Consider the following 22,241-nt stretch of genomic DNA (forward strand, 5'->3'; position numbering starts at 1 on the left):
ACCGGCGCTGTTGGAGGGGGGCGCGCCGGTGACGGCGTGCTGCCGGCCGCAGGCGGCGGAGAGGGTGGTCAGCAATCGCAGCCAGCAGCGAGGCCGACACCGCACTGCGGAGACTCATCCGACAGCATGCGAATTGGACGAGGGTCGGTGGGGATGGGTTCCCCGGAATCCTTGAATTCCGACAAGTCGGTACGAGGGGGGACGCGAGTGCACGCGGTGCCCTGAGGGACTCGGCACACCGCGTCGCCCTCCCCGCACCCCGGCGGGGACGGACCGCGCAGTTCCCCGCGCCCCTAAGGACAAAAGATTGCGCCGTTCCCCGCGCCCCTATGGGTGGGTGGCGGAGCACCGTTGCTGTCTTCAGGTTCACGGGGAACGCCATGCCCAGCCACAACGCGCCCCTTAAGGGGCGCGGGGAACTGCGCGGGCAACCACGGCGGACCCGCACCCGATGACGGGCCTCTCAAGGGGCGCGGGGAACTGCGCGGGCAGTTGCCGTGGACCCCAGCCGGACGGCTGAGGTCTTAGCCGCTACGCCGCATCGTTCAGCAGCCGTGAAAGATAGTCGTGGCCCCCGCCCAACAACCCCTCCAGCGGAGGCGCCGCCTCATACCACCGCTTCTCGTACTCCCAGCACAACCACCCGTCCCACCCCTCCCGGGAGAGCAGTTCCACACACTCGGTGAGCGGCAGGACCCCCGCCCCCAGCCCCAGCGGAGTCGTGTCGTCCGCGGAAGCGATGTCCTTGACCTGGACATACCCGAGGAACGGAGACAGCGCCGCGTAACTCGCCGAGGGCTGCTCCCCACCGAGCCACGTGTGCATGACGTCCCAGAGCGCCCCCGCCTGCCGGTGCCCGACGGGCCCGAGGACGCGGATCGCGTCGGCGCCGGTGCGATGCGAGTCGTGGGTCTCCAGCAGGATCCGTACATCGAGGTCGGCCGCGTACTCGGCCGCCGTGCCCAGCCGCCGCGCGGCCGTCGCGTCGGCCTCCTCGGGCGTCTGGTCGGGGGCCTGGCCGGAGCCGCCGCCGGGGAAGACCCGGATGAAGGGTGCGCCCAAGTCCCGCGCCAGGTCGAGGAGTTCGCGGATCTCGGCGAGCACGGGCTCGTCGTCGCCCGGCGCAGCCACCCGCGCGTACCCGGCCACGCCCAGGATCTCGACGCCCGCCGCCTTGAACTCGGCGGCCACGTCGGCCCGTGCGGCGGGGTCGAGCCCGGTGTGCACGGGCTCCTCGGGATGCGTACGCAACTCGACGCCGTGATAGCCGTGGGTGGCGGCGAGCCGCACCACGTCACTGATCGGGAGTCCGGGTACGCCGAGGGTGGAGAAGGCCAGTTTCACGAGATCGCACCTTCGCTGTCGATCGGGTCGGGCGAGTCAGGACTACGGGCGCGGAGCTGTCCGCAGATCGTTCCGGCTGTGACTACCGGAAGTACCGGAAGTACCGGGAGCACCGGGGGTACCGGGAGCCCCGGGGGCGGCGCGCCACGAAACGGACCCTACCCGCCGTTCGCGTTCTCTCACTTCCGCGTCACTCCTGTGTTCCGAGCAGGTCCAGCCGCCAGTCCTGCCCGACGAGGTCGGCGCCGAAGGAGCGGTGCGGTTTCTCGTCGACGAGGACGAAACCGTGCCGCTGGTAGATGCGGCGGGCGGACGACAGCACGTCGTTCGTCCACAGGACCATCTCCCGGTAGCCGACCCCCCGGGCGAACTCGACGCAGGCGCTCACCAGCCGGTCGCCGATACCGAGCCCGCGCGCGTCCGGCTCGACGAGCAGCAGGCGCAGCCGGGCGGCGCCGGGTGCCTCGTCCCGTACGCACATCACGCTGCCCACCTGGCGGCCGTCCAGCTCCGCGATCCACACCCGCTCCAGGATCGGGTCGTGGTCCTCGGCGAAGTCGGCGACGATGCGGGCGACGAGCCCTTCGTAGTCCGTGTTCCAGCCGTACTCGGCGGTGTAGAGCGCCGCGTTGCGCTGCACGATCCAGCCGAGGTCGCCCGGACGGGGTTCGTGCAGCAGGACGTCCTCGCGGCGCGGTGGCCGGCGCCCGGCGTCGGAGAGGATCGCGCGGATGTCCCGCATCGCCTCGGCGAGCCGGGGCCTGTCCCCGGGCGGCACGCTCGACAGCAGCGAGCCGACCGATTCCCGCGAACGCTCGTCCAGCAGGTCGGCGGTGCCTCGCCCCCGGGCCGTGAGCGAGACGCGGCGGCGCCGGGTGTCCTTCGCCGAAGGGCCCCGCTCGATCAGCCCGTCCTTCTCGAACTTCGCCAGCAACCTGCTCAGGTAGCCGGAGTCCAGGGAGAGTTCGGTACGGAGGTCGGCGGCGTCCGTACGGGGGGAGTGGGCCAGCTCGTACAGCACGCGGGACTCCGTGAGCGTGTACGGGGCGTGGAGCTGGCGGCTGTAGTCCAGCGCCCCGATGAGGTTGGTGTAGAAGCGGTTGAAGGCGCGGATTTCCTGAACGGTCATGACACGTGACACCTGTCTCGCAACGACGAAGAGAATGAAATGAGTGGTGGATAGAAATACCTGACTCAGTCAGAGATTAATCCCGTCGTGGGCGATTGTCGACACGGCTTCGGCCGGTTTCCGGCACTGGGGTCGACAAGGCCCGTCATGGCCGACCGCGCAGTTCCCCACGCCCCTGAGCGTGCGGACGCCTCGGGTCGGGCGTCAGCGTGCGGGCCGGTGGTGGCTGGTCGCGCAGTTCCCCGCGCCCCTGGGGGTTGGGGGTCTTGGGTCGGGTGTCAGTCTGCGGGCCTGTCGTGGCTGGTCGCGCAGTTCCTCGCGCCCCTGAGCGTGCGGACGCCTCGGGTCGGGCGTCAGCGTGCGGGCCGGTGGTGGCTGGTCGCGCAGTTCCTCGCGCCCCTGGGGTGCCCTGGGGTGGTCGTGGTTGGCCGTGCCGTTTCTCGCGACCCTGACGGGGCGTGGCATCATGCGGGCGCCGGGCCCGTCTTGAGGGGCGCGGGGAACTGCGCGCTCAGCCACGACGCACCCGCAGCCGACGTCCGGCCCCAACCCCCACCCACCCAGGGGCGCGGGGAACGGCGCGGCCGGCCACGACGGCGCCGCACCCGACGATCCGGCCGAAGGCCCCACCCCCGTCAGGGGCGCGGGGAACTGCGCAACCAGCCACCATCAGCCACCACCGGCCCGCACCCGAAAAGCGACCCCCAGCCCCCCAGCCCCCCTTACGCCCCCTTGGGAACCCCCGTAGACCCCCGCACCATCAACTCCCCCCGAATCGTCGCGATCCCCCCAGGCGGAACCTCCTCCCGCCCCATCGCGATCCGCCCCGCCCGCGCCCCCGCATCAGCCAGCGGCAACCGCACCGTCGTCAGCGCCGGCACCGCGTCGATGCTGAACGGCAGGTCGTCGAAGCCGGCCACGGACACGTCGTCCGGAATGCGCAGTCCCGAGTCCCGCAACGCCGCACACGCCCCCAACGCCACCGTGTCGTTCGCGGCCACGACAGCCGTCAAGTCGGGTTCGCGGCGGAGGAGTTCGATGGTGGCCTCGTACCCCGCCCGCCGGTCGTACCGCCCATGAACCGTCCGCGCCGGTTCGTCCGCGATCCCGTGCGCGGTGAGCGCGTCCCGATGCCCCTCCAGCCGGTGACGTGTGGTCGTCCGCTCCTCCGGCCCCGCGATGTACCCCATGCGCCGGTGCCCGAGCCCGATCAGGTGCTCGGTCAGCTCCCGGCCGCCACCACGGTTGTCGAAGGTGAGCGCCACCGCGTCGGTGTCGGCCGGTGCGGGCGGCCGTCCGCACAGCACCACCCGCGTCCCCGCCTCCCCGAGCTTGCGCAGTTTCGTCGCGACGGCTGTCGCGTGCGCGGTGTTCTCCACGGCCCCACCGGTCAGGACGACGGCCGCCGCACGCTGCCGCTGCAGGAGGGTGAGGTAGGTGAGTTCGCGCTCTGGGGAGCCGCCGGTGTTGCACACGACGGCGAGCCGTTCCCCGCCGGCGCGTCCGCCGGGCCCTCCGATCTCGGACTGGATCGCCCCCGCCATGATTCCGAAGAACGGGTCGGCGATGTCGTTGACCAGGATTCCGACCAGGTCGGAGGTGGCGGCCGCGAGCGCGCTCGCGGGGCCGTTCAGTACGTAGTCCAGGTCGTCCACGGCCCGCAGCACCCGTTCACGGGTGGAGGCCGCCACGGGGTAGTTGCCGTTCAGTACGCGCGACACCGTCGCGGGCGAGACCTGCGCGCGAGCTGCCACGTCCGCCAGGGTCACCGTCATCTCGAAGTCCTCCGGTCGCGCATCTCGTCATCGTCCTCAGAGCCGTACTACTCCAGTGCCGGCCCGCTGTCGCCGTCCCGGCCATCAGCATCACCGTCGCGACCGCCATCGCGACCGCCATCGCGACCGCCATCGCGACAGCCGTCGCGACCGCCGTCACTGCGCTGTCACCATCACCATCACCCTCGCCGCCGCCCCGTCCGGCACAAAAGCCCGCCAGGCAACCCCAGCGACCCCAGCAGCCCTGGCCGGAAGTCACCCGAGTCGCGCGAACGAATGGTGCAGACCTTACGTCCGGCCGCGACGCCGTACGACCTTAAGGCCGCGCACCCCTCCCGTTCGCCCCCTCGAACAACTCACCACCCTCGCGGTCTTGTCCGATCCGCTGCACAGAGGCTAGCTTCTTCTTACATAGAAAGCGCTTGCTGCGACGCTCGCCAGTTCGTACGCGGCGCGGGACGCGTACGAAAGGAATGACGTGACACGCAAGACGGTGCGCATCGCCATGAACGGCGTGACGGGACGCATGGGCTACCGCCAGCACCTCGTCCGCTCGATCCTCGCCCTGCGCGAGCAGGGCGGTCTCGACCTCGGCGACGGTGACGTGCTGTGGCCCGAACCGGTCCTCGTCGGCCGCCGCGAGCACGCCCTGAAGGCGCTCGCCGACCAGCACGGCATCGAGCACTGGTCCACCGACCTGGACGCGGTCCTAGCCGACCCGACCATCGACATCTACTTCGACGCGCAGGTCACCTCGGCCCGCGAGGAGGCGCTCAAGAAGGCGATCGCGGCCGGCAAGCACATCTACACGGAGAAGCCGACCGCGACGGGCCTCGACGGCGCCCTCGCGCTGGCCCGCCAGGCGAACGAGGCCGGCATCAAGCACGGCGTCGTGCAGGACAAACTCTTCCTCCCGGGCCTGCTCAAGCTCAAGCGGCTCATCGACGGCGGCTTCTTCGGCCGTGTCCTGTCCATCCGCGGCGAGTTCGGCTACTGGGTCTTCGAGGGCGACTGGCAGTCCGCCCAGCGCCCCTCGTGGAACTACCGGACCGAGGACGGCGGCGGCATCGTCGTCGACATGTTCCCGCACTGGGAGTATGTGCTGCACGAGCTGTTCGGCCGCGTGAAGTCGGTCCAGGCGCTCACCGCCACGCACATCCCGCAGCGCTGGGACGAGGGCGACAAGCCCTACGACGCCACCGCCGACGACGCCGCGTACGGCGTCTTCGAACTCGACGGCGGCGCGATCGCCCAGATCAACTCCTCCTGGGCGGTCCGCGTCAACCGCGACGAACTCGTGGAGTTCCAGGTCGACGGCACCGAGGGCTCGGCCGTCGCCGGACTGCGCAACTGCCGCGTCCAGCACCGCTCGGCGACCCCCAAGCCGGTCTGGAACCCGGACATCCCCGCCACCGAGGTCTTCCGTGACCAGTGGCAGGAGGTGCCGGACAACGGCGAGTTCGACAACGGCTTCAAGGCCCAGTGGGAGCTGTTCCTCCGGCACGTCTACGCCGACGCCCCGTACCACTGGGACCTGCTGGCCGGCGCCCGCGGCGTCCAGCTCGCCGAGCTGGGCCTGAAGTCCTCCGCCGAGGGCCGCCGCTTCGACGTCCCGGAGATCTCCCTGTGACGTACGGAAGAATCCAGCTCCCCGGCGCCGACGGCAGCCTGCGCACCTACACCCCCCGCGCCACCCCTCTCCAGGTCACCGCAGGCGCCCCTTTCGCTGCCCGTACGGTCTTCTCCGCGGCGCACGTGGTCGCCGACCCGTACGCCGATGTGTCGCCCGACTCGCCCGCCGCCGTCGACTGGGACGCCACCCTCGCCTTCCGCCGCCATCTGTGGTCCCACGGACTGGGTGTCGCCGAGGCGATGGACACCGCACAGCGGGGGATGGGCCTCGACTGGGCGGGCGCGGCCGAGCTGATCCGCCGCTCGTCGGCGGAGGCGAAGTCGGTCGGCGGCCTGATCGCCTGCGGCGTCGGCACCGACCAGCTGCCCGTCACCGAGATCGGCCACCCGTACAGCCTGGACGAGGTGCGGGCGGCGTACGAGGAACAGCTGGCCCTGGTCGAGGAGTCCGGCTCCCAGGCCATCCTGATGGCCTCGCGCGCCCTCGCCGCCGTCGCCAAGGGCCCCGAGGACTACCTGGAGGTCTACGGCCACCTGCTGCGCCAGGCCGCCGAACCGGTGGTCCTGCACTGGCTGGGCCCGATGTTCGACCCGGCCCTGGAGGGCTACTGGGGCAGCACCGACCTGGACGCCGCCACCAACACCTTCCTCCAGGTCATCGCCGCCCACCCCGACAAGGTCGACGGCATCAAGGTCTCGCTGCTGGACGCGCGGCGCGAGATCGACCTGCGCCGCAAGCTCCCGGACGGGGTGCGCTGCTACACCGGCGACGACTTCAACTACCCCGAGCTGATCGCGGGCGACGACCAGGGCTTCAGCCACGCCCTGCTCGGCATCTTCGACCCGCTGGGCCCGCTGGCGGCCGAGGCGGTACGCGTCCTGGACACCGGTGACGTACGCGGCTTCCGCGCGCTCCTCGACCCCACCGTCGAACTCTCCCGCCACCTCTTCCAGACCCCCACCCGCTTCTACAAGACGGGCGTGGTGTTCCTGGCCTGGCTCGCGGGCCACCAGTCCCACTTCACGATGGTCGGCGGCCTGCAGTCGGCCCGCTCGCTCCCGCACCTGTCCCGGGCGTACGAACTCGCCGACGGCCTGGGCCTGTTCCCCGATCCGGCACTGGCCGAGACCCGTATGAAGAACCTGCTCTCCCTGTACGGAGTGAACCAGTGACCACGAGCCCGAGCCCGAGCCCGAGCCCGAGCCCGAGCACGAGCGCTCCCGGACCCCTCTCCCGCTTCAGCATCAACCAGATGACGGTCAAGCAGCTGTCGATGCCGGAACTGGTCGACACCTGCGTGCAGTTGGGCATCCCGGGCGTGGGCCTGTGGCGGGCCCCGGTCCAGTCGTACGGCCTGGAGCGGACGGCCGAGCTGATCCGCGGCGCGGGCCTGACCGTCACGACCCTCTGCCGCGGCGGTTTCTTCACGGCGATCGACCCGGCCGAGCGGGCGGCGGCGCTCGACGACAACCGCTTGGCGATCGACGAGGCGGCCACCCTCGGCACGGACACGCTCGTCCTGGTCTCGGGCGGTCTCCCGGCGGGCTCCAAGGACCTCCACGGCGCCCGCGAACGCATCGCGGACGCACTGGCCGAACTGGGCCCGTACGCCGAGGAGCGGGGCGTACGTCTCGCCATCGAACCGCTCCACCCGATGTACGCCGCCGACCGCTGCGTGGTGTCCACGCTCACCCAGGCCCTCGACATCGCGGAGCGCTTCCCCGCGCACCAGGTCGGCGTGACGGTCGACACGTACCACCTCTGGTGGGACGACCAGGCCCCGGCGCAGATCGCCCGCGCGGGCGCCGGCGGCCGTATCCACACCTTCCAGCTCGCCGACTGGACGACCCCGCTCCCCGAGGGCGTCCTCAACGGCCGCGGCCAGATCGGCGACGGCTCGATCGACATGCGCGAGTGGAAGGCGTACGTCGAGGCGGCGGGCTACACGGGCCCCATCGAGGTCGAACTCTTCAACGACGCCCTGTGGGCCAGGGACGGCCGCGAGGTCCTGGCGGAGACGGCGACACGGTTCGTGGAACACACGACCTGACGGACTGACGGCCCAGGGAGGACACCGCACGACGCCATCGGGCCCACGCCGCCACCGCACGGCGCGGGCCCGATACCTGTCCACACCTGTCTACGCGTCGAGGATGTGCCGCAGATAGGCGTGCGGGTCGGCGAGATAGCGGCGCCAGTGGTCCACGACGCCGAGCTCCCGCCAGGCGACCCTGCGCATACCGTGGTCGCCGACCTCGACGATGTCCGCGCCGGGCAGGGCGGTCAGCAGGGGTGAGTGAGTGGCACAGACGACCTGGCCGCCCTCCTTGGCCAACCGGTCGATGTGCCCGATCAGTTCGAGGCACGAGGCAAAGGAGAGGGCGGCCTCCGGCTCGTCCAGGACGTAGAGCCCGGTGTGCAGGAACTTCCCGCGGAACGCCGCGAGAAAGCCCTCGCCATGGCTGACCGAGTCCGGCGACAGCCCCTCCCGGCCCAGGGCGTCCAGCGCGGTCTCGGCCCGCAGGAAGAAGCCCTTGCGGGCCGCCCAGCTGGTGGCCATCCGGCGCCCGCGCGGGGCCGCGTCGAACCGCATCCGCTCGCCGAGCGCCGACTTGCCCCGCGGGGAGGCGTAGCGCCAGTCGTGGGAGCCGCCGTAGGAGTCCAGCCCGAACCCCTCCGCCAGCGCCTCGACCAGGGTCGACTTCCCCGAGCCGTTCTCCCCGACCAGAAAGGTCACCGGCGCGGTGAACCGCAGTCCCTCCTCGATCAGCTGCCGGACGCAGGGCACGGACCAGGGCCAGACGTCCTCGTCGTACGAGGAGAGGTGGGCATACGCGCGTTCGACGATCACCCGCCCAGTGTCGCGCAACACGAGCGCCCGCCCCCGCTCGAAAAAAGCTCAAAAAAATCTCAAGCAACCGTGCAACCCTCCCCCCACCTCGCGGGTCGTACGTGGCATCAGAACCTTTGGAGGGGGATCCGGGGGGATCGCGGGGGTTCTGATCTGGGGGAGGGGAACCGAGGGGCCCGGTCGACGGACCGGGCCCCTCGAAATATGTGCGGAGACCCCGGTATATGTGGGGAGACCCCGGTGCTAGAAGAACACTCCGCACCGCAGCAGCACATTCGCGTACGGGCGCGCCTCGCCGGTCCGGACGATCAGGCGGGCGCCGGCCGACAGGGTCTTCAGCTCCTCGTGGGTGACGTGGGTCAGCGTGGTCGGGAAGCGGGCGGTCAGGAGCGCGGATGCCTCCGGGTTGGACGCGCGTACCTCCGTCGCCGCCGTCGCCCCCTCCACCACCAGTTCTTCCAGCAGGCCCTCCAGGACCTCCTGGAACGACGGCACCCCGGCCCGGAAGGCGAGGTCCACGACCCGTGGGCCGGCCGGGATCGGCATGCCCGCGTCGCAGATCAGTACGCCGTCGCCGTGGCCCAGTTCAGCTGTCGCGCCTGCCAGGTGGCGGTTCAGTATTCCGGTCCTCTTCATACGGCGGCGACCTCTTCGGCAGTGGGGAAGGACGCCTGCGCGCCCTGGCGGGTGACGGCGACGGCGCCCACGCGGGCCGCGTACGCCGCCGAGTCCGCGAGGGACTCGCCCGTGCCGAGGCGCCAGGCCAGCGCCGCGGTGAAGGAGTCGCCCGCGCCGGTCGTGTCCACGGCGGTCACCTCGACGGCGGGGACCCGGGCCGTGCCCGACGCGTCGGCGACCAGCGCGCCCTCCTCGCCCAGGGTGACGACCACCGAGCGCGGGCCGAGAGCCAGCAGCGCGCCGGCCCACTCCTCGGGGGTCGCGCCCGCGTCGGCGCCGAGCACCACCCGCGCCTCGTGCTCGTTCACGATCAGCGGGTCGCAGGCGGCGAGGACCGGGGCGGGCAACTCCCGGGGCGGGGAGGGGTTGAGGACGAAGCGGGTGCCGGGGCGCAGGCCTCGTACGACCTCCTCGACCGTCTCCAGCGGGATCTCCAGCTGGGTGGAGACCACCCGGGAAGCCGCGAGCAGGGTCGAGGCCGAAGGCTCGCGGATGTCGTCCGGGGTGAGGCGGCCGTTCGCACCCGGCGACACCACGATGCTGTTGTCGCCGGACGGGTCCACGGTGATGAGCGCGACCCCGGTGGGCGCGCCGCCGACGAGGACGCCGGACGTGTCGACCCCGGCCGCCCGCTGCGAGTCGAGCAGCAGCCGGCCGTGCGCGTCGTCGCCGACCCGGGCCAGGAGCGCCGTACGCGCCCCGAGCCGGGCGGCGGCGACGGCCTGGTTGGCGCCCTTGCCGCCCGGGTGCAGGGCCAGGTCGGAGCCGAGCACGGTCTCCCCGGCGCCCGGCCGCCGCTCGACGCCGACGACCAGGTCGGCGTTGGCCGACCCGACGACCAGCAGGTCGTACTCGAACATGAACTGTCTCCCTGGAAAGGTGAATACGGGGCGGTCGGTGTCAGCCCGTGAAGTCGGCCACGTTCTTCGACGTGACCACCTTCACCGGGACCTTCACCGTCTGCTCGGTCTTCTTGCCGTCGGCCGCCCGCAGCGCGTTCTCCACGGCGATCCTGCCCAGTTCCTTCGGCTGCTGGGCCACGGACGCGTACATCGTGCCGTCCGCGACGGCCTTCAGTCCGTCCGGCGTGCCGTCGAAGCCGATGACCTGGACCGACTTCCCGGCCTTGGAGCCGAGCGCCTTGATCGCGCCGAGCGCCATCTCGTCGTTCTCGGCGAAGACGCCCTGGACGTCCGGGTGGGCCTGGAGCAGGTTCGTCATGACGTCGAGACCCTTGGTGCGGTCGAAGTCGGCGGGCTGCCTGGCGACCACCTCGATGCCCGGGTAGGCCTTCAGGCCCTCTTCGAAGCCCGCGCCGCGCTCACGGCTCGCGGACGTACCGGCCAGGCCCTGCAGGATGACGATCTTGCCCTTGCCGCCCAGCTTCTCGGCCAGCGCCTTGGCGCCGAGCTGTCCGCCCTCGACGTTGTCGGAGGCCACGAGCGCGGCCGTCCTCGCCTTGTTGACGCCCCGGTCGACGCCGACGACGGGGATGTCGGACTTGTTGGCGGAGCGCACCGAGGGGCCCGCCGCGTCCGAGTCCACCGGGTTGACGATGATCGAGTCGACGCCCTCGCTGGTGAAGTTCTGCAGCTGGTTGGCCTGCTGCGAGGCGTCGTTCTGCGCGTCGGTGACGGTCAGATCGGCCCCGAGCTTCTTCGCCTCGGCCTGCGCACCCGCCTTGATCTGTACGAAGAAGGGGTTGTTCAGGGTGGAGAGGGACAGGCCGACCTTCGGTTTCTCGGACGACGACGAGCCGTTGTTGAAGATGCTCAGGCCGCCCACGACCGCCGCCACGAGGACGACGGCGAGCCCGTACTTGACCGCCTGCGGGCCCTTGCCCTTCAGGCCCGCCGCGCCCCCGGCCCCGGACGTCACCGGGGTCGCCCCGGCCTTGCGGCGCACGGTGTCGAGCAGCACCGCCAGCGCGATGACCACACCGATGACGACCTGCTGCCAGAACGCCGACACGGACAGGAGGTTGAGGCCGTTGCGCAGCACCGCGAGGATCAGCGCGCCGATCAGCGTCCCGGACGCCTTGCCGGTACCGCCCGCGAGGGAGGCGCCACCGATGACGACAGCGGCGATCGCGTCCAGCTCGTACCCCTGCGCGGCCTGGGGCTGCGCGGAGGAGAGCCGGGAGGCGAGCACGATGCCCGCGGCGGCGGCGAAGAGCCCGGACAGCGCGTAGATGGCGAGCTTCTGCCGCTTCACCCGCAGCCCGGACAGGCGGGCCGCCTCCTCGTTGCCGCCGATCGCGTACATGGAACGCCCGATGTACGTACGTCCGAGGATCACGGCCGTGATCAGGCCGAGGACGATCATCACGAGGACCGGGACCGGCAGCCAGCCGCCGAGCGTGTCACCGAGGTGCGAGACCGAGTCGGGGAAGGCGATGGGGGAGCCCTGCGAGATCACCAGGGACAGACCGCGGCCCACCGACAGCATGGCGAGCGTCGCGATGAACGGCGGCAGCTTCCCGTACGAGATCAGGACGCCGTTGACGAGGCCGCACGCTATGCCGGTGGCGATGGCGAGGATCACCGCGATCCAGACCGGTACGCCCTCCGAAGTCGCCGTCCAGGCAAGGACGGTGGCGGAGAGGGCGGCGACCGAGCCGACGGACAGGTCGATGCCCGCCGAGACGATCACGAAGGTCACACCGAAGGCGAGGATGGCGGTCACGGCCGCCTGGACGCCGATGTTGAGCAGGTTGTCCGTGGTCAGGAAGTCGCCGGACAGGGCCGACATCGCGATGACGAGGATGATGAGCGCGGTGAGCGCGCCGTTGTCGAGCAGGAGCCGGCGCAGGCCGCCGGAGGCACCCGAGGCGCCACCGCCCGGAGCGCCACTCGCGCCCGTTGTGCTCTTGAGCGTGTCAGTGGCCACGGGGGTCCTCCACAGCGGTAGCAGGGGTTACAGGGGTAACGGAGTCGGTGAGTGATGCGGTGGTCGGTGTGCTGACGGCCAGTGCCATCACGGAGTCCTGGGTCGCCTCGTCGGCGGAGAGCTCACCGGCGATCCGGCCCTGGGCCATCACCAGCACCCGGTCGCTCATACCGAGCACCTCGGGCAGATCACTGGAGATCATCAGGACGGCGTGGCCGGCGGCCGTGAGCGCGTTGACCAGCTGGTAGATCTCGACCTTGGCGCCCACGTCGATACCGCGGGTCGGCTCGTCGAGGATCAGCACCTTGGTGTCGGCGAGCAGCCACTTGCCGATGACGACCTTCTGCTGGTTGCCGCCGGAGAGCGTGCGCACGTGCTGGCCGAGCCCGGCCATCCGTACGCCCAGCTGCTCGGCGATCTTCGCGGCGGCCGTCCGCTGCCCCTTGAGGTCGACGAGCCCGCCGCGGGTGGCCGCCCGCAGGGTGACGAGCCCGAGGTTCTCCTCCACGGAGGCGTCGAGCAGCAGACCCTGGCCTTTGCGGTCCTCGGGGACCAGCCCGATCCCGGCGGTCATCGCCGCGTTGACGTCGTGGCGGGGAAGCGGGCTGCCCGCGACGGCCACCGATCCCCTGTCGTACGGGTCGGCGCCGAAGACGGCTCGCACGACCTCGGTCCGGCCGGCTCCGACCAGACCGGCGATACCGACGACCTCACCGGCCCGCACCTCGAAGGTCACATCGTGGAAGACACCGTTGCGGGTGAGCCCGTCGACGGTGAGCAGCGCCGGCGGGGTGTCGCTCTCCTGGTTGCTGTCGGGGCGTTCACGCGGGTACTGCAGCTCGATGGAACGGCCCACCATCATGCGTACGAGCTCGTCCTCGGGCGTGGAGGCGGGCACCTGGCCGACGCTCCGGCCGTCCCGGATGACCGTGACGCGGTCGCCGAGAGCGGCGATCTCCTCCAGGTGGTGGGTGATGAAGACGACGCCCACGCCGTCCTCGCGCAGCGTGCGCACGATCCGGAAGAGCTTCTCCACCTCCCCTGAGGTGAGCACCGCGGTCGGCTCGTCCATGATCAGCACGCGGGCGTCCAGGCTCAGCGCCTTCGCGATCTCGACCATCTGGAGGCGGGCGATGCCGAGTTCGCGGACCCGCGCGCGGGGGGAGACACTGACGCCGACCCGCTCCAGGAGCACGGCGGCGTCGGCCTCCATCCTCTTCCGGTCGATCATCCCGAGGCGGCGCGGCTGGCGGCCCAGGAAGATGTTCTCGGCGACGGTGAGGTCGGGGACCAGGTTGAACTCCTGGTAGATGGTCGCGATCCCGAGGCGCGCGGCGTCCTGCGCCCCGTGGATGCGGACCTTCTCGCCGTCGACGACGATCTTCCCCGCGTCGGGGCGGTAGGCGCCGGACAGCATCTTGATGAGGGTGCTCTTGCCGGCACCGTTCTCACCGAGCAGTACGTGCACCTCGCCGCGGCGCAGATCGAAGTCGACACTGTCGAGCGCGACCACACCGGGGAAGGTCTTGCGTATCCCTTCGATACGCAGCAACTCGTCCGGGCTGCTGCTCACGGGTTGCTCCTTTGAGTGACGTTCACGGGTGCGCTGTCCATGGGAGCGCTGTCCATGGGGGGCGGTTCGCCGCAGGAGCGGCGGACGACGAGGGCGGCGGGGAGGGTGACCGACTGCGGGGGCCGCCCCTCGATGAGGTCGACGACGGCGCGTACGGCGGCGCGGCCCAGTTCGGGGGTCGGCTGGGCGATCGCCGTGACCGGCGGATCGGTGTGCACGAACCACGGGATGTCGTCGAACGCGGCGAGCGCGATGTCGTCGGGCACGCGGAGACCACGCGCCCGTACGGCGTCCAGGGCGCCCAGGGCCATCAGGTTGTCGGCCGCGAAGACGACCTCGGGCGGCTCGGCCAGGTCGAGGAACTCCTCGGTGGCCCGCCGGCCGCTGGCCGCCTGGAAGTCGCCCTGCCCGATGTAGGCGTCGGGGAGCGGGAGCCCGTAAGCGCGCAGGGCCTCCCGGAAGGCGTCGACGCGCTCGCTGCCGGTGGTGGTGGCGGCCGGGCCCGCGATGATCGCGAGCCTGCGGTGGCCGAGGCCGTACAGGTGGGCGACGAGATCGCGCACGGCGGCGCGGCCGTCGGCCCGGACGACGGGCACGTCCAGGCCCGGTATCCACCGGTCGACGAAGACCATCGGCGTACCCGAGCGCGCGGCGTCCAGCATCAGCGGGGAGCCGCCGTCCGTGGGGGACACGAGCAGGCCGTCGATACGGCGGTCGAGGAGCGTACGGACGTGATGGTCCTGCAGCTCGGGCCGCTCGTCGGCGTTGCCGATGATGACGCTGTAACCGAGGGCGCGGGCCTCCTCCTCGACGGAGCGGGCCAGTTCGGTGAAGTACGGGTTCAGTACGTCGCTGATGACCAGGCCGAGGGTGTGGGTCTGGTCGGTGCGCAGGGAGCGGGCGACGGCGTTCGGGCGGTAGCCCAGCGCCCCAACGGCGGCCAGTACGCGGGCGCGGGCGTCGGCGCTGACCGACGGGTGGTCGTTCAGGACCCGCGACACCGTGGCGACGGACACGCCCGCCTCGGCGGCGACGTCCTTGATGCTCGCCATCGACGCTCCACCTCCTTGTGGATCATCCCGGATGTTCTTGAAACAGCTTATGGAAACGATTACATGCGTGATGCTGAAGCGATTGGAATCGATTACATCGAACTTTGGCAAGCCCCTGAGACCGGATCGTGATGATGGCTGGGTGCGCCTCGCGATGCCATGGCCAGTGCGTTGCGATATTCGCAAGGCGCGGTTACGGTGGGTGCATGTCTGATTCTGTGATCGATCGTGTGCGCAGAGTGATAGAGGCGACTTCGGTGAGTCAGGCCGCCTTCGCCGAGAAGGTGGGGCTCACGCCCGACAAGTTGTCCAAGTCCCTGGCGGGGGTCCGCCGTTTCACCTCGCTCGACCTGGCGTTGATCGCCGAGGCGGGCGGCAGGACCGTGGACTGGCTGCTCACGGGACGTGAGCCGCTGCGTCCGGCGTTCGCGGCCCGGACCACCGCCGAGGCGACTCCCCGGCGGGGCCGCGTCAGCGATGCCGCGGACCGTTTCACGGCGGCGTACGAGGTGTTGGAGCTGCTGGGCAGGCCGCCGAAGCTGCCACCGATGCCCTCGGTGCGTCCGGACATCAAGCGTTTCGTCGACCAGGGGCGGCAGTTGGCCCAGGACGCCGTCGGTGTGCTCACCGCGGCGGACGGCCACCGGACCGTGGCCGGACTGGAGACCGACGTGCTGATCACGGCCTGTACGCAGGCGTTCGGCGTGGACGTCGCGGTCACGTGTCTGCCCGACGCCGTGGACGGGCTCACCTGGCAGACGGACACGTTCCGGCTCATCCTCATCGGGCCCACGGAGACCTGGACCCGACAGAGGTTCACCCTCGCTCACGAACTCGGTCACATCCTGGCCCGCGACGCCCAGGAGCTCGTCGTCGAGTCGCATGTCGCCCCCGGGCGGCAGAAGGACCTGACCGAGGTGCGGGCCAACGTCTTCGCCGCCAACCTCCTGATGCCCGCGCCCGAGATCCGTGACCGGTTCCGCCAGGTGGCGGACCGGCACGGCAGACTCACCGTCGAGGCGTTCTCCGAGCTGGTCGTGGCCTTCAAGGTCTCGCCCAGCGCGCTGAGCGCACGGTTGAGTCAACTGCGCCTCATCGACGCGAAGTCGGAGCCGGCGGTCCACCACAGGGGTCTGACCACGGAGATCTGCCATCTGCTCGCGGGTGCGACAGACGCCTTCCAGCGACAGCTCGCCTGGGCCGCGGCCCAGCGCTTCCCCGTACGTCTCGTGGCCGCCCTGTACAAGTGCTACGCAGAGGGGGAGACGACGCTCCGGCCTCTCGCGTCACTGCTGGGCATGGACGTGGACCAGCTGCACGACCTGCTCGACCCGGCCGAGCCCGACATCCCGGAAGCCGCCGTCGGGGAAGTGGAAGAAGGGGACCTGATCTTCCAGCCATGAGACTCTGCTGGTTTCCGGACAACACTGTCCTGTGCAACTTCGCGGTCGTCGACCGTGTGCCCCTGCTGGAGAAGGTGCTCGACGGGCGTGGCCGCTGGACCGAGGCCGTGGCCCACGAGGCCGAGCAATCCGCCCGGTACCTCCCTCGATTACGGGAGGTCATGTCGCTCGGCATGCTCGGCGAGCCGATCGCGATCACGGACGTCGAGGAGATCGCCGCGGTCGACCGCCTGCGCCGGGCGGTCTTCGGTGGCGTCGCGTCACTGCCCACCAAGCACCTCGGCGAGGCCGAGACCTGTGTCCTCATCACCATGCGCCCGGATTTCCGTGATGCGGTGTGGATCACCGACGACCGGTCGGCCGGCACGTACGCGCGGCGGAAAGGCATCACCACCAAGGAAACCTTCGACCTCATGAACGAGGCCGTGGTCGGTGGGCTGATCGGTGCCGTGGACGGTCATGACCTGCTCCACCGGATGGTGGCAGCCGATCGCCATCTGCATCGCGTTTCCGTACGTCCCGACGAGTTGATGCGCTGAGTGTGTCCGGCCGGCGTATCGGGTGGGCGGCTGCGCCGGTGCCGGCATCGGGGTGGGTGGGCCGGGCCCCGGCCCCTCCTTAGCCCTGGAGCCTCCGGGGGGGGCTCGCAGCGTGACGGCCGGGTGAATTTCGTCGGAATGGGGAATTGTTGGCGCGTTTACCATTTCGCGCCGCGGATTTATCAGCGAGTTGGTGCACAACTAAGCGGCCTTATCGCCGCGGTGGTCTTCGTCCTGTGCGCGCCCTATCGCTTCTGGCGCCGATTGTCGGCATCGGACTGGCTCTCCCGCTTTCCCTCGCCGGAACGGCGGGTGCGGCGGAATCGACGGCCACGGCCGTGGTCAACGAGTACGGCTGGCAGTTCGCGTACACGGCCGCCCCTGGTCAGGCCAATCAGGTGGCCGTCACGCAGTCGTACAGCGACGACCGCACGCAATACATTTACGTAATCGACGATGTCGTCCCGATAGCCGCCGGAAACGGATGCAGCTATCCCGACGGTGCGGACCTGGCAAAGGTCACCCGCGCGGTTGAGAATATCGAGAGTCAGTCCTCGTGCGCGGCTCTGGAGGCGGACCTCGGTGACGGGAACGACACTGGATCCGCCGAGAATCGAACTGATCAGGTCTTCTCCTGCAACTCCGTCGAGTTGGGTCTTGGCAACGACAAGCTGTACGGCGGGGCGGGCACGGACACGATCTCCGGGGGAGCGGGCACGAATGTGATCGTGCAGGACTGACGATCGCGCACGATCAGGGGGCCGCGCGGATGCTTCGCGCGGCGCCCTGTGGTGACGCGAGCCTCAGAGGAGGTGGTCGGCTTTGCCGGCTTTGATGTCGAGGATGAGGGTGCGGAGGGCTTCGCGGGTGTCGGTGAGGGGGGTGTCTTCGGCGCCGGTGACGGCTATGTAGGCGGCGCCGTCCTGGTCGGTGCCGAGGCGGAAACAGCTTGCTCCCTCGCCGCAGAAGGGGTCTTCCCACGTGATGTCGGCCATGTGAATGCTCCTCACAGTTCGCGGGCGATGTCGCGGATGAAGTCGCGTGACGCGTCCGGTGTCATAGCGAGCCGCTCCATCCAGTCGAGGTGGGCTCGGTACTTGGTCAACTGCGCCTCGCCGCACAGGAATTCCGGGCCGTGCGAGCTGTCGATCTGCGCGGTGTCCAACTGCTGCACCGGGCCTTCGAGGTAGTTGACTGTCTGCCCGGCCCCGGGAAACGTGCCCGCGGCGAACGGGAGTACCAACAGCCGCACGGCCGGGCGCTCGCAGATGCCGAGCAGGTGGTCGAGTTGAGCGCGCGCGACCTTGCGGCCGCCGAACTGCATGCGCAACGCCGCCTCATGGACGATGCCCACGTATTCGGCAGGGTTCTCGCCCGCCAATACCTGCTGCCGCTCGGCGCGGTAGGCGAGACGCAGCGCGATCTCGTGATCGGGGAGCGGGGGCAGCACGGCCCTGAAGAGTTCGAGCGCGTGATCGCTGGTCTGGAACAGGCCCGGAATGTGTGCGGTGTGCGCCGTGCGCATGCGGACCGCGTGGAACTCCAACTCGGCGATGTCCAAGAGGCCAGCGGAGAGGGACCCGCGGTACCGCTCCCACCACCCGCGCCCGTTGGGTCGGGTCATGCTCACCAAGGCCTCGACATACGTCTGGTCCGAGCAGTCGCAGTTGCAGGCGAGGGTGCGCAGCCTCTCCGGGCTGATGGTGCGGATGCCGGTTTCGATGTTGGAGATCTTTGCCCGGTCGAGACCGAGCAGGCCGGCCGCCTGGTCAGCCGTTATCCCTGCCGCCATCCGCATCTTGCGCAGCTCGCTGCCCAGGCGCCGTTGGCGCTCCGTGGTGGCTGTCCTCGGTGGCATGGCCGTCCTTCCGCGATCGTGGTGAGCAGTCTGCCGCCTTACAGATCCGCCGGACCACGAACGGGTTGATTTCAGCAAGTTCGTGGCAATGAAACCATGCTGTGCTCTACTTTGAGTGACGCATCAGCTACGTACAGCGGTCGGCAGTGCATCACCCGAGCCCACCCGCACCCCCTCCCCGGAGGGGTCGGCCCGCGTCAGGGAGACGAGCCACCGGTCGCCGTAACGGCATTCACGAGTCGAGTCCATGAGGGAGTACCCCGTGCCCGAAACCACCTCCGCCTGCCCCGTCCCACCCCCGCCCGCCGCCTGGGGCTGTCACCTGCATCTCACCAACGACCCCCGCGCCCCACACATCGCCCGCCACACCATCCGTACCGCCCTCCGTGGCTACGGATGTGCGTCGGAACTGACCGACACCGCCGAGCTGTTGACCTCCGAGCTGGTCTCGAACGCCGTGCAGCACTCCGACGGCCCCGTCACCGTCAGACTCCGTACCCGCCGCGGAGTCGTCCGGATCGGGGTCATGGACAACCACCCGGAACTCCCCGACCCCTTGCCCTGCACCACCGGCCAGGACTTCGGCCGGGGCCTGTTCCTCGTCGACGCCCTGGCCGACGCCTGGGGGCGCTATCCCCTTGCCGCCCGCTCCAGGGCCACCGGCTGGAAAGTGGTGTGGTTCGAACTGGACGCCGTACCCGCGTGACGTACCGGGGCGGCCCGCGTTGGGGCCGCCGTCCCAAGCCGGGCCGCTTCACTCGATCGCATGACTGACCTGCTGTTTTGTCCTGGGCCGTGCGTTGGGTTCGAGATTGTCGGGGAAACGGTGCGGGGCAGTGCGATCCAGGAGCGGGATGACCTTGCGGGCACGAATGGGACGGCACCAGGGACCAGGCGCCCGGCAGCATCCGCCCGACGACCCCCGACAGCGACGGCTTCTCTGGTTCAAGCGGGCCGTCGGCAGCGCGTTCGCTCTCGTCCTCGCTCCCGTTCTCGTGCTGGTCGTCGGGGAATGGCTGTCGTCGGACGCCGACGGCAACTCCGTCGAGGCGCCGGGGCCGTCACCGTCCAAGCCGGCGGGGCCCGACTTCGACGTGCTGCCCCGGCTGATGGACGAGCCCGGCTGCACGGCCTTCGCCGACGCCCTCACCTCTCCCGAGGACCGGGCGGAACTCAGTACACAGCCCGACGTCGGCGCGGTGAGCAGGAGGAACAACGGCGTCCGCGCCGCGGAGCTGAACGTCAGCGTCACCTTGCAGGGCGGCGACCGCGCGCTCACCATCGAGTCGATCGACATCGAGCCGCAGACCCCCCGCCCGACGGCCCCGCTCAACGGGAGCCTCATCTGCGAGCCCACCTCGGGAGGAGTGCCGAAGATCGAGTTGCACGCCGACATGGATGCCGTGAAGCCGGCGTTTCGCAGCAAGGACTCCGGTGGCGCACCGTACTTCCGCGACAACGCCATCACGCTCACCCCGCACGAACAGGTGCCGCTGCACGTGACGTTCAGCGCTCGGCGGGGCTACCGCGCCTTCGAACTGGTCGTCCACTACACGATCGCGGGCAAACACGGGAAGCGTGTCGTTCCCGCACCCGAAGGCAGCCGGTGGGCCGTGACGGCCCTGAACAAGACATACGGATCGGTCTACGACGGCACCCTCGGCGGCCCGTTCCAGTTCTCCGAGGAGGCCGACCAGTGCGGACGGGCACCGAAACCGGTGGGCTGCTGATGCGCCGCCCCGCTCCCGCCCCCTGGGCCGTGGCGGCGCTCGCCCTCCTCACTTTCGCCGCGTGCACCGGAACCGGAACCAACGGTTCGGGCGGGGCCGCCGGGGGCGGGAAACCGGGGTCGTCCGTGCGCGCGGACGCGTTCGAGACCGTCTGGTCGCGGTCGGTCCGCGGCGAGCCGGGAGTTCCGGCAGTGACGGACGACGTGGTGCTCGTCCCGCACGGCCACCTGATCGATGTACGTGACCCGCGCACGGGGAAGAGCCGCCGGACCGTGCGGGCGGACCCGGTGGACCGGATCGCGAGCGTCGGCCTCAGCGGTGACGTGATCGTGGCCCGTGCCGAGCGGTACGCCTCCGTCGCCCTTCAGGGTTTCGACCTGCGTACCGGCAGAAAGTTGTGGGCGAAGTGGTACGGGACCGGCGCGATCGTCCGGCCGGGGGACGGGCCCGAGCTGCCCGTCCAGGGGCCGGTCGTCGTCACCGGGCGCGGTATCGCGATCCACGCCCATGACGGTCGCGTCACCGGTCTGAACCCCAGGACCGGGGACCCCGCCTGGCAGCAGCAGGCGGGGTGCGACAGCGAGGACTACGTGGCGGACTACACGGTGGCCGCCACCACCCGTTACTCCGTCATGCTCTGCTCGAAGGGCACCCGACACGTGCTCACGGCGCTGGACCCGCGCGACGGTCACCGCGTCTGGCGGGCGGACATGACGGACCGCGGTGGCCGCAGGACGTTCTCCACCCAAGAGGACGTCATCGGCGTGCGGTCCCCTGACGCGCACAACCACAGAGCCGCCTTCACCCTCTTCGACGAGTCCGGTGACCGCCTGGCCACCGGCACGGTGAAGGACCCGGTGGGGGACATCCGGACCGTGGGCCGGGTCGGTGACACGGTGTACTTCCATGACGGACGGCACCTGCGCGCGTTCCGGACCGACGGGTCGCAGCTGTGGCGCCAGACGGCCCCCCAGGACCTGGTGGCGACCGCCCGGGCCGTCGTCTCCGACGGCGAGAACCGCGAACCGGACATGGTGACGCGCACAGGCGTGAGCGTGGTCATCGGCCTGTCCGGCAAGGAGCGGGCCATTCTGCCGTGGCCACTGCGCGGCGAACTCGTGGGCGCGAGCGGCGAACACTTCATCATCCGCGGCCGTGAGGAGGACGGCGCCCGTTACACGGCGCTGCGCCTGACACGGCGGGACTTCGAGGAACCGGCCCTGGGCGGGGTCGCGCCCTCGGACTGGCCGGACGCCTGCTCCCTGATCTCGGACGAACAGCTCGAAGGGCTGGGCGGGGACTATGTGCGGCTTCCGGTCGGCAGCAGTCGCACCGTCTTCGGCGTTCGGCTGCCGCATGCGACACGGTGCCGGTTCGTCCCGGAGTCGGGACCCGACAAGGACATCTTCGTGGTCACCCTGCGGTGGGTGTCCGCCGACGCCGACACGGCCCGGGAGCTCTCCGTGAGCGACCTCTCCTGGGACACCGGAGTGCGGCGACTGAACCCGAGCGGCCATCTCGTCACGGACCCCGGGGTGATCGGGCTGGCACTGGGATGGCCCGCTGTCGTGGCCTCCGGGCGCAACCTCATCGAGGTCGACGCGGCGAAGAACGAGAAACTGGTCCGAAGGATCGCCTCGATGCTGACCGGCTGACCAGCTGACCGGCTGAACGCCGCACGGTGAGCGGGGCCGAGCCGCAACTGCCGCGCCGGTCAGTCGAGTTGAGTGTCGAGTGGAGTGGCGGTCGTGTGGGAGGCTGTGGCCAGCCGTACGCAGACAACCGGC

At 70.5% G+C, this 22,241-nt stretch carries 20 protein-coding genes; 9 read left to right on the top strand and 11 right to left on the bottom strand.

The window, feature by feature from the left end; translation table 11 throughout:
* Positions 1-531: 531 nt before the first annotated feature.
* The 3 genes from C6Y14_RS09580 to C6Y14_RS09590 all read right to left on the bottom strand — a co-directional run bounded on the left by C6Y14_RS09580 (position 532) and on the right by C6Y14_RS09590 (position 4,248).
* Positions 532-1,344 (bottom strand): sugar phosphate isomerase/epimerase family protein, encoded by an 813-nt coding sequence (locus C6Y14_RS09580; protein WP_107016112.1) that lies wholly within the window; start codon positions 1,342-1,344, stop codon positions 532-534.
* Positions 1,345-1,534: 190 nt separating this feature from the next.
* Positions 1,535-2,473 carry a bifunctional helix-turn-helix transcriptional regulator/GNAT family N-acetyltransferase gene (locus tag C6Y14_RS09585; RefSeq protein WP_107016113.1) on the bottom strand — a complete coding sequence of 313 codons (939 nt, stop codon included), beginning with the start codon at positions 2,471-2,473 and terminating at the stop codon, positions 1,535-1,537.
* Between the two features lie 722 nt (positions 2,474-3,195).
* Positions 3,196-4,248, bottom strand: coding sequence for a LacI family DNA-binding transcriptional regulator (locus C6Y14_RS09590; protein WP_107016114.1), 1,053 nt, complete (start codon positions 4,246-4,248; stop codon positions 3,196-3,198).
* A gap of 478 nt (positions 4,249-4,726) precedes the next feature.
* On the opposite strand from C6Y14_RS09590, the gene C6Y14_RS09595 reads away from it, so the two are divergent.
* The 3 genes from C6Y14_RS09595 (at position 4,727) to C6Y14_RS09605 (ending at position 7,931) form a co-directional block, all read left to right on the top strand.
* Positions 4,727-5,878, top strand: a complete 1,152-nt coding sequence (locus C6Y14_RS09595; RefSeq protein WP_107016115.1) for a Gfo/Idh/MocA family protein — start codon at positions 4,727-4,729, stop codon at positions 5,876-5,878.
* Entirely contained in the window at positions 5,875-7,053 is a 1,179-nt protein-coding gene (locus C6Y14_RS09600) for a dihydrodipicolinate synthase family protein (RefSeq protein ID WP_225890983.1), read from the top strand. Before C6Y14_RS09595 ends, C6Y14_RS09600 begins: the two co-directional genes overlap by 4 nt.
* 80 nt (positions 7,054-7,133) lie before the next feature.
* Positions 7,134-7,931, top strand: coding sequence for a sugar phosphate isomerase/epimerase family protein (locus C6Y14_RS09605; RefSeq protein WP_107016433.1), 798 nt, complete (start codon positions 7,134-7,136; stop codon positions 7,929-7,931).
* 90 nt (positions 7,932-8,021) lie between these two features.
* Here C6Y14_RS09605 and C6Y14_RS09610 read toward each other — a convergent pair whose 3' ends face one another.
* The 6 genes from C6Y14_RS09610 to C6Y14_RS09635 form a co-directional block, all read right to left on the bottom strand.
* Positions 8,022-8,732, bottom strand: coding sequence for an AAA family ATPase (locus C6Y14_RS09610; protein ID WP_107016116.1), 711 nt, complete (start codon positions 8,730-8,732; stop codon positions 8,022-8,024).
* A gap of 243 nt (positions 8,733-8,975) precedes the next feature.
* Positions 8,976-9,368 carry a D-ribose pyranase gene (rbsD, locus tag C6Y14_RS09615; RefSeq protein WP_107016117.1) on the bottom strand — a complete coding sequence of 131 codons (393 nt, stop codon included), beginning with the start codon at positions 9,366-9,368 and terminating at the stop codon, positions 8,976-8,978.
* Entirely contained in the window at positions 9,365-10,270 is a 906-nt protein-coding gene (locus C6Y14_RS09620; RefSeq protein ID WP_107016118.1) for a ribokinase, read from the bottom strand. Before C6Y14_RS09620 ends, rbsD begins: the two co-directional genes overlap by 4 nt.
* Before the next feature lie 40 nt (positions 10,271-10,310).
* Positions 10,311-12,299, bottom strand: coding sequence for an ABC transporter permease/substrate-binding protein (locus tag C6Y14_RS09625; RefSeq protein WP_107016119.1), 1,989 nt, complete (start codon positions 12,297-12,299; stop codon positions 10,311-10,313).
* Positions 12,289-13,872, bottom strand: coding sequence for a sugar ABC transporter ATP-binding protein (locus C6Y14_RS09630; RefSeq protein ID WP_225890984.1), 1,584 nt, complete (start codon positions 13,870-13,872; stop codon positions 12,289-12,291). Before C6Y14_RS09630 ends, C6Y14_RS09625 begins: the two co-directional genes overlap by 11 nt.
* On the bottom strand, positions 13,869-14,924 hold the full coding sequence (locus C6Y14_RS09635) for a LacI family DNA-binding transcriptional regulator (protein ID WP_107016120.1): 1,056 nt from the start codon (positions 14,922-14,924) through the stop codon (positions 13,869-13,871). The genes C6Y14_RS09630 and C6Y14_RS09635 overlap by 4 nt, the downstream gene beginning before the upstream one ends.
* A 206-nt stretch (positions 14,925-15,130) precedes the next feature.
* On the opposite strand from C6Y14_RS09635, the gene C6Y14_RS09640 reads away from it, so the two are divergent.
* The 3 genes from C6Y14_RS09640 to C6Y14_RS09650 all read left to right on the top strand — a co-directional run bounded on the left by C6Y14_RS09640 (position 15,131) and on the right by C6Y14_RS09650 (position 17,606).
* The gene (locus C6Y14_RS09640; protein ID WP_199854685.1) at positions 15,131-16,327 is read left to right on the top strand and encodes a helix-turn-helix domain-containing protein; all 1,197 of its coding nucleotides are present in this window, start codon (positions 15,131-15,133) and stop codon (positions 16,325-16,327) included.
* A complete protein-coding gene (locus tag C6Y14_RS09645; RefSeq protein ID WP_107016121.1) occupies positions 16,324-16,866 on the top strand; it encodes a hypothetical protein in 543 nt (180 codons plus the stop codon). The genes C6Y14_RS09640 and C6Y14_RS09645 overlap by 4 nt, the downstream gene beginning before the upstream one ends.
* A 236-nt stretch (positions 16,867-17,102) precedes the next feature.
* Entirely contained in the window at positions 17,103-17,606 is a 504-nt protein-coding gene (locus C6Y14_RS09650) for a hypothetical protein (RefSeq protein ID WP_107016122.1), read from the top strand.
* 63 nt (positions 17,607-17,669) lie between these two features.
* Here C6Y14_RS09650 and C6Y14_RS09655 read toward each other — a convergent pair whose 3' ends face one another.
* Together C6Y14_RS09655 and C6Y14_RS09660 are read right to left on the bottom strand one after the other, a co-directional pair.
* The gene (locus C6Y14_RS09655; RefSeq protein WP_107016123.1) at positions 17,670-17,861 is read right to left on the bottom strand and encodes a hypothetical protein; all 192 of its coding nucleotides are present in this window, start codon (positions 17,859-17,861) and stop codon (positions 17,670-17,672) included.
* A gap of 11 nt (positions 17,862-17,872) precedes the next feature.
* A complete protein-coding gene (locus C6Y14_RS09660; RefSeq protein WP_107016124.1) occupies positions 17,873-18,724 on the bottom strand; it encodes a helix-turn-helix domain-containing protein in 852 nt (283 codons plus the stop codon).
* Positions 18,725-18,986: 262 nt separating this feature from the next.
* Here C6Y14_RS09660 and C6Y14_RS09665 point away from each other — a divergent pair, with 262 nt between their 5' ends.
* The 3 genes from C6Y14_RS09665 to C6Y14_RS44025 all read left to right on the top strand — a co-directional run bounded on the left by C6Y14_RS09665 (position 18,987) and on the right by C6Y14_RS44025 (position 22,109).
* Positions 18,987-19,430, top strand: coding sequence for an ATP-binding protein (locus C6Y14_RS09665; protein WP_225890985.1), 444 nt, complete (start codon positions 18,987-18,989; stop codon positions 19,428-19,430).
* A 154-nt stretch (positions 19,431-19,584) separates the two neighbouring features.
* On the top strand, positions 19,585-20,454 hold the full coding sequence (locus C6Y14_RS44020) for a hypothetical protein (RefSeq protein ID WP_159074204.1): 870 nt from the start codon (positions 19,585-19,587) through the stop codon (positions 20,452-20,454).
* On the top strand, positions 20,421-22,109 hold the full coding sequence (locus tag C6Y14_RS44025; RefSeq protein ID WP_159074205.1) for an outer membrane protein assembly factor BamB family protein: 1,689 nt from the start codon (positions 20,421-20,423) through the stop codon (positions 22,107-22,109). The genes C6Y14_RS44020 and C6Y14_RS44025 overlap by 34 nt, the downstream gene beginning before the upstream one ends.
* Positions 22,110-22,241: the final 132 nt, after the last annotated feature.

The organism is Streptomyces dioscori (genome assembly GCF_003024195.1).
Taxonomy (GTDB): domain Bacteria; phylum Actinomycetota; class Actinomycetes; order Streptomycetales; family Streptomycetaceae; genus Streptomyces; species Streptomyces dioscori.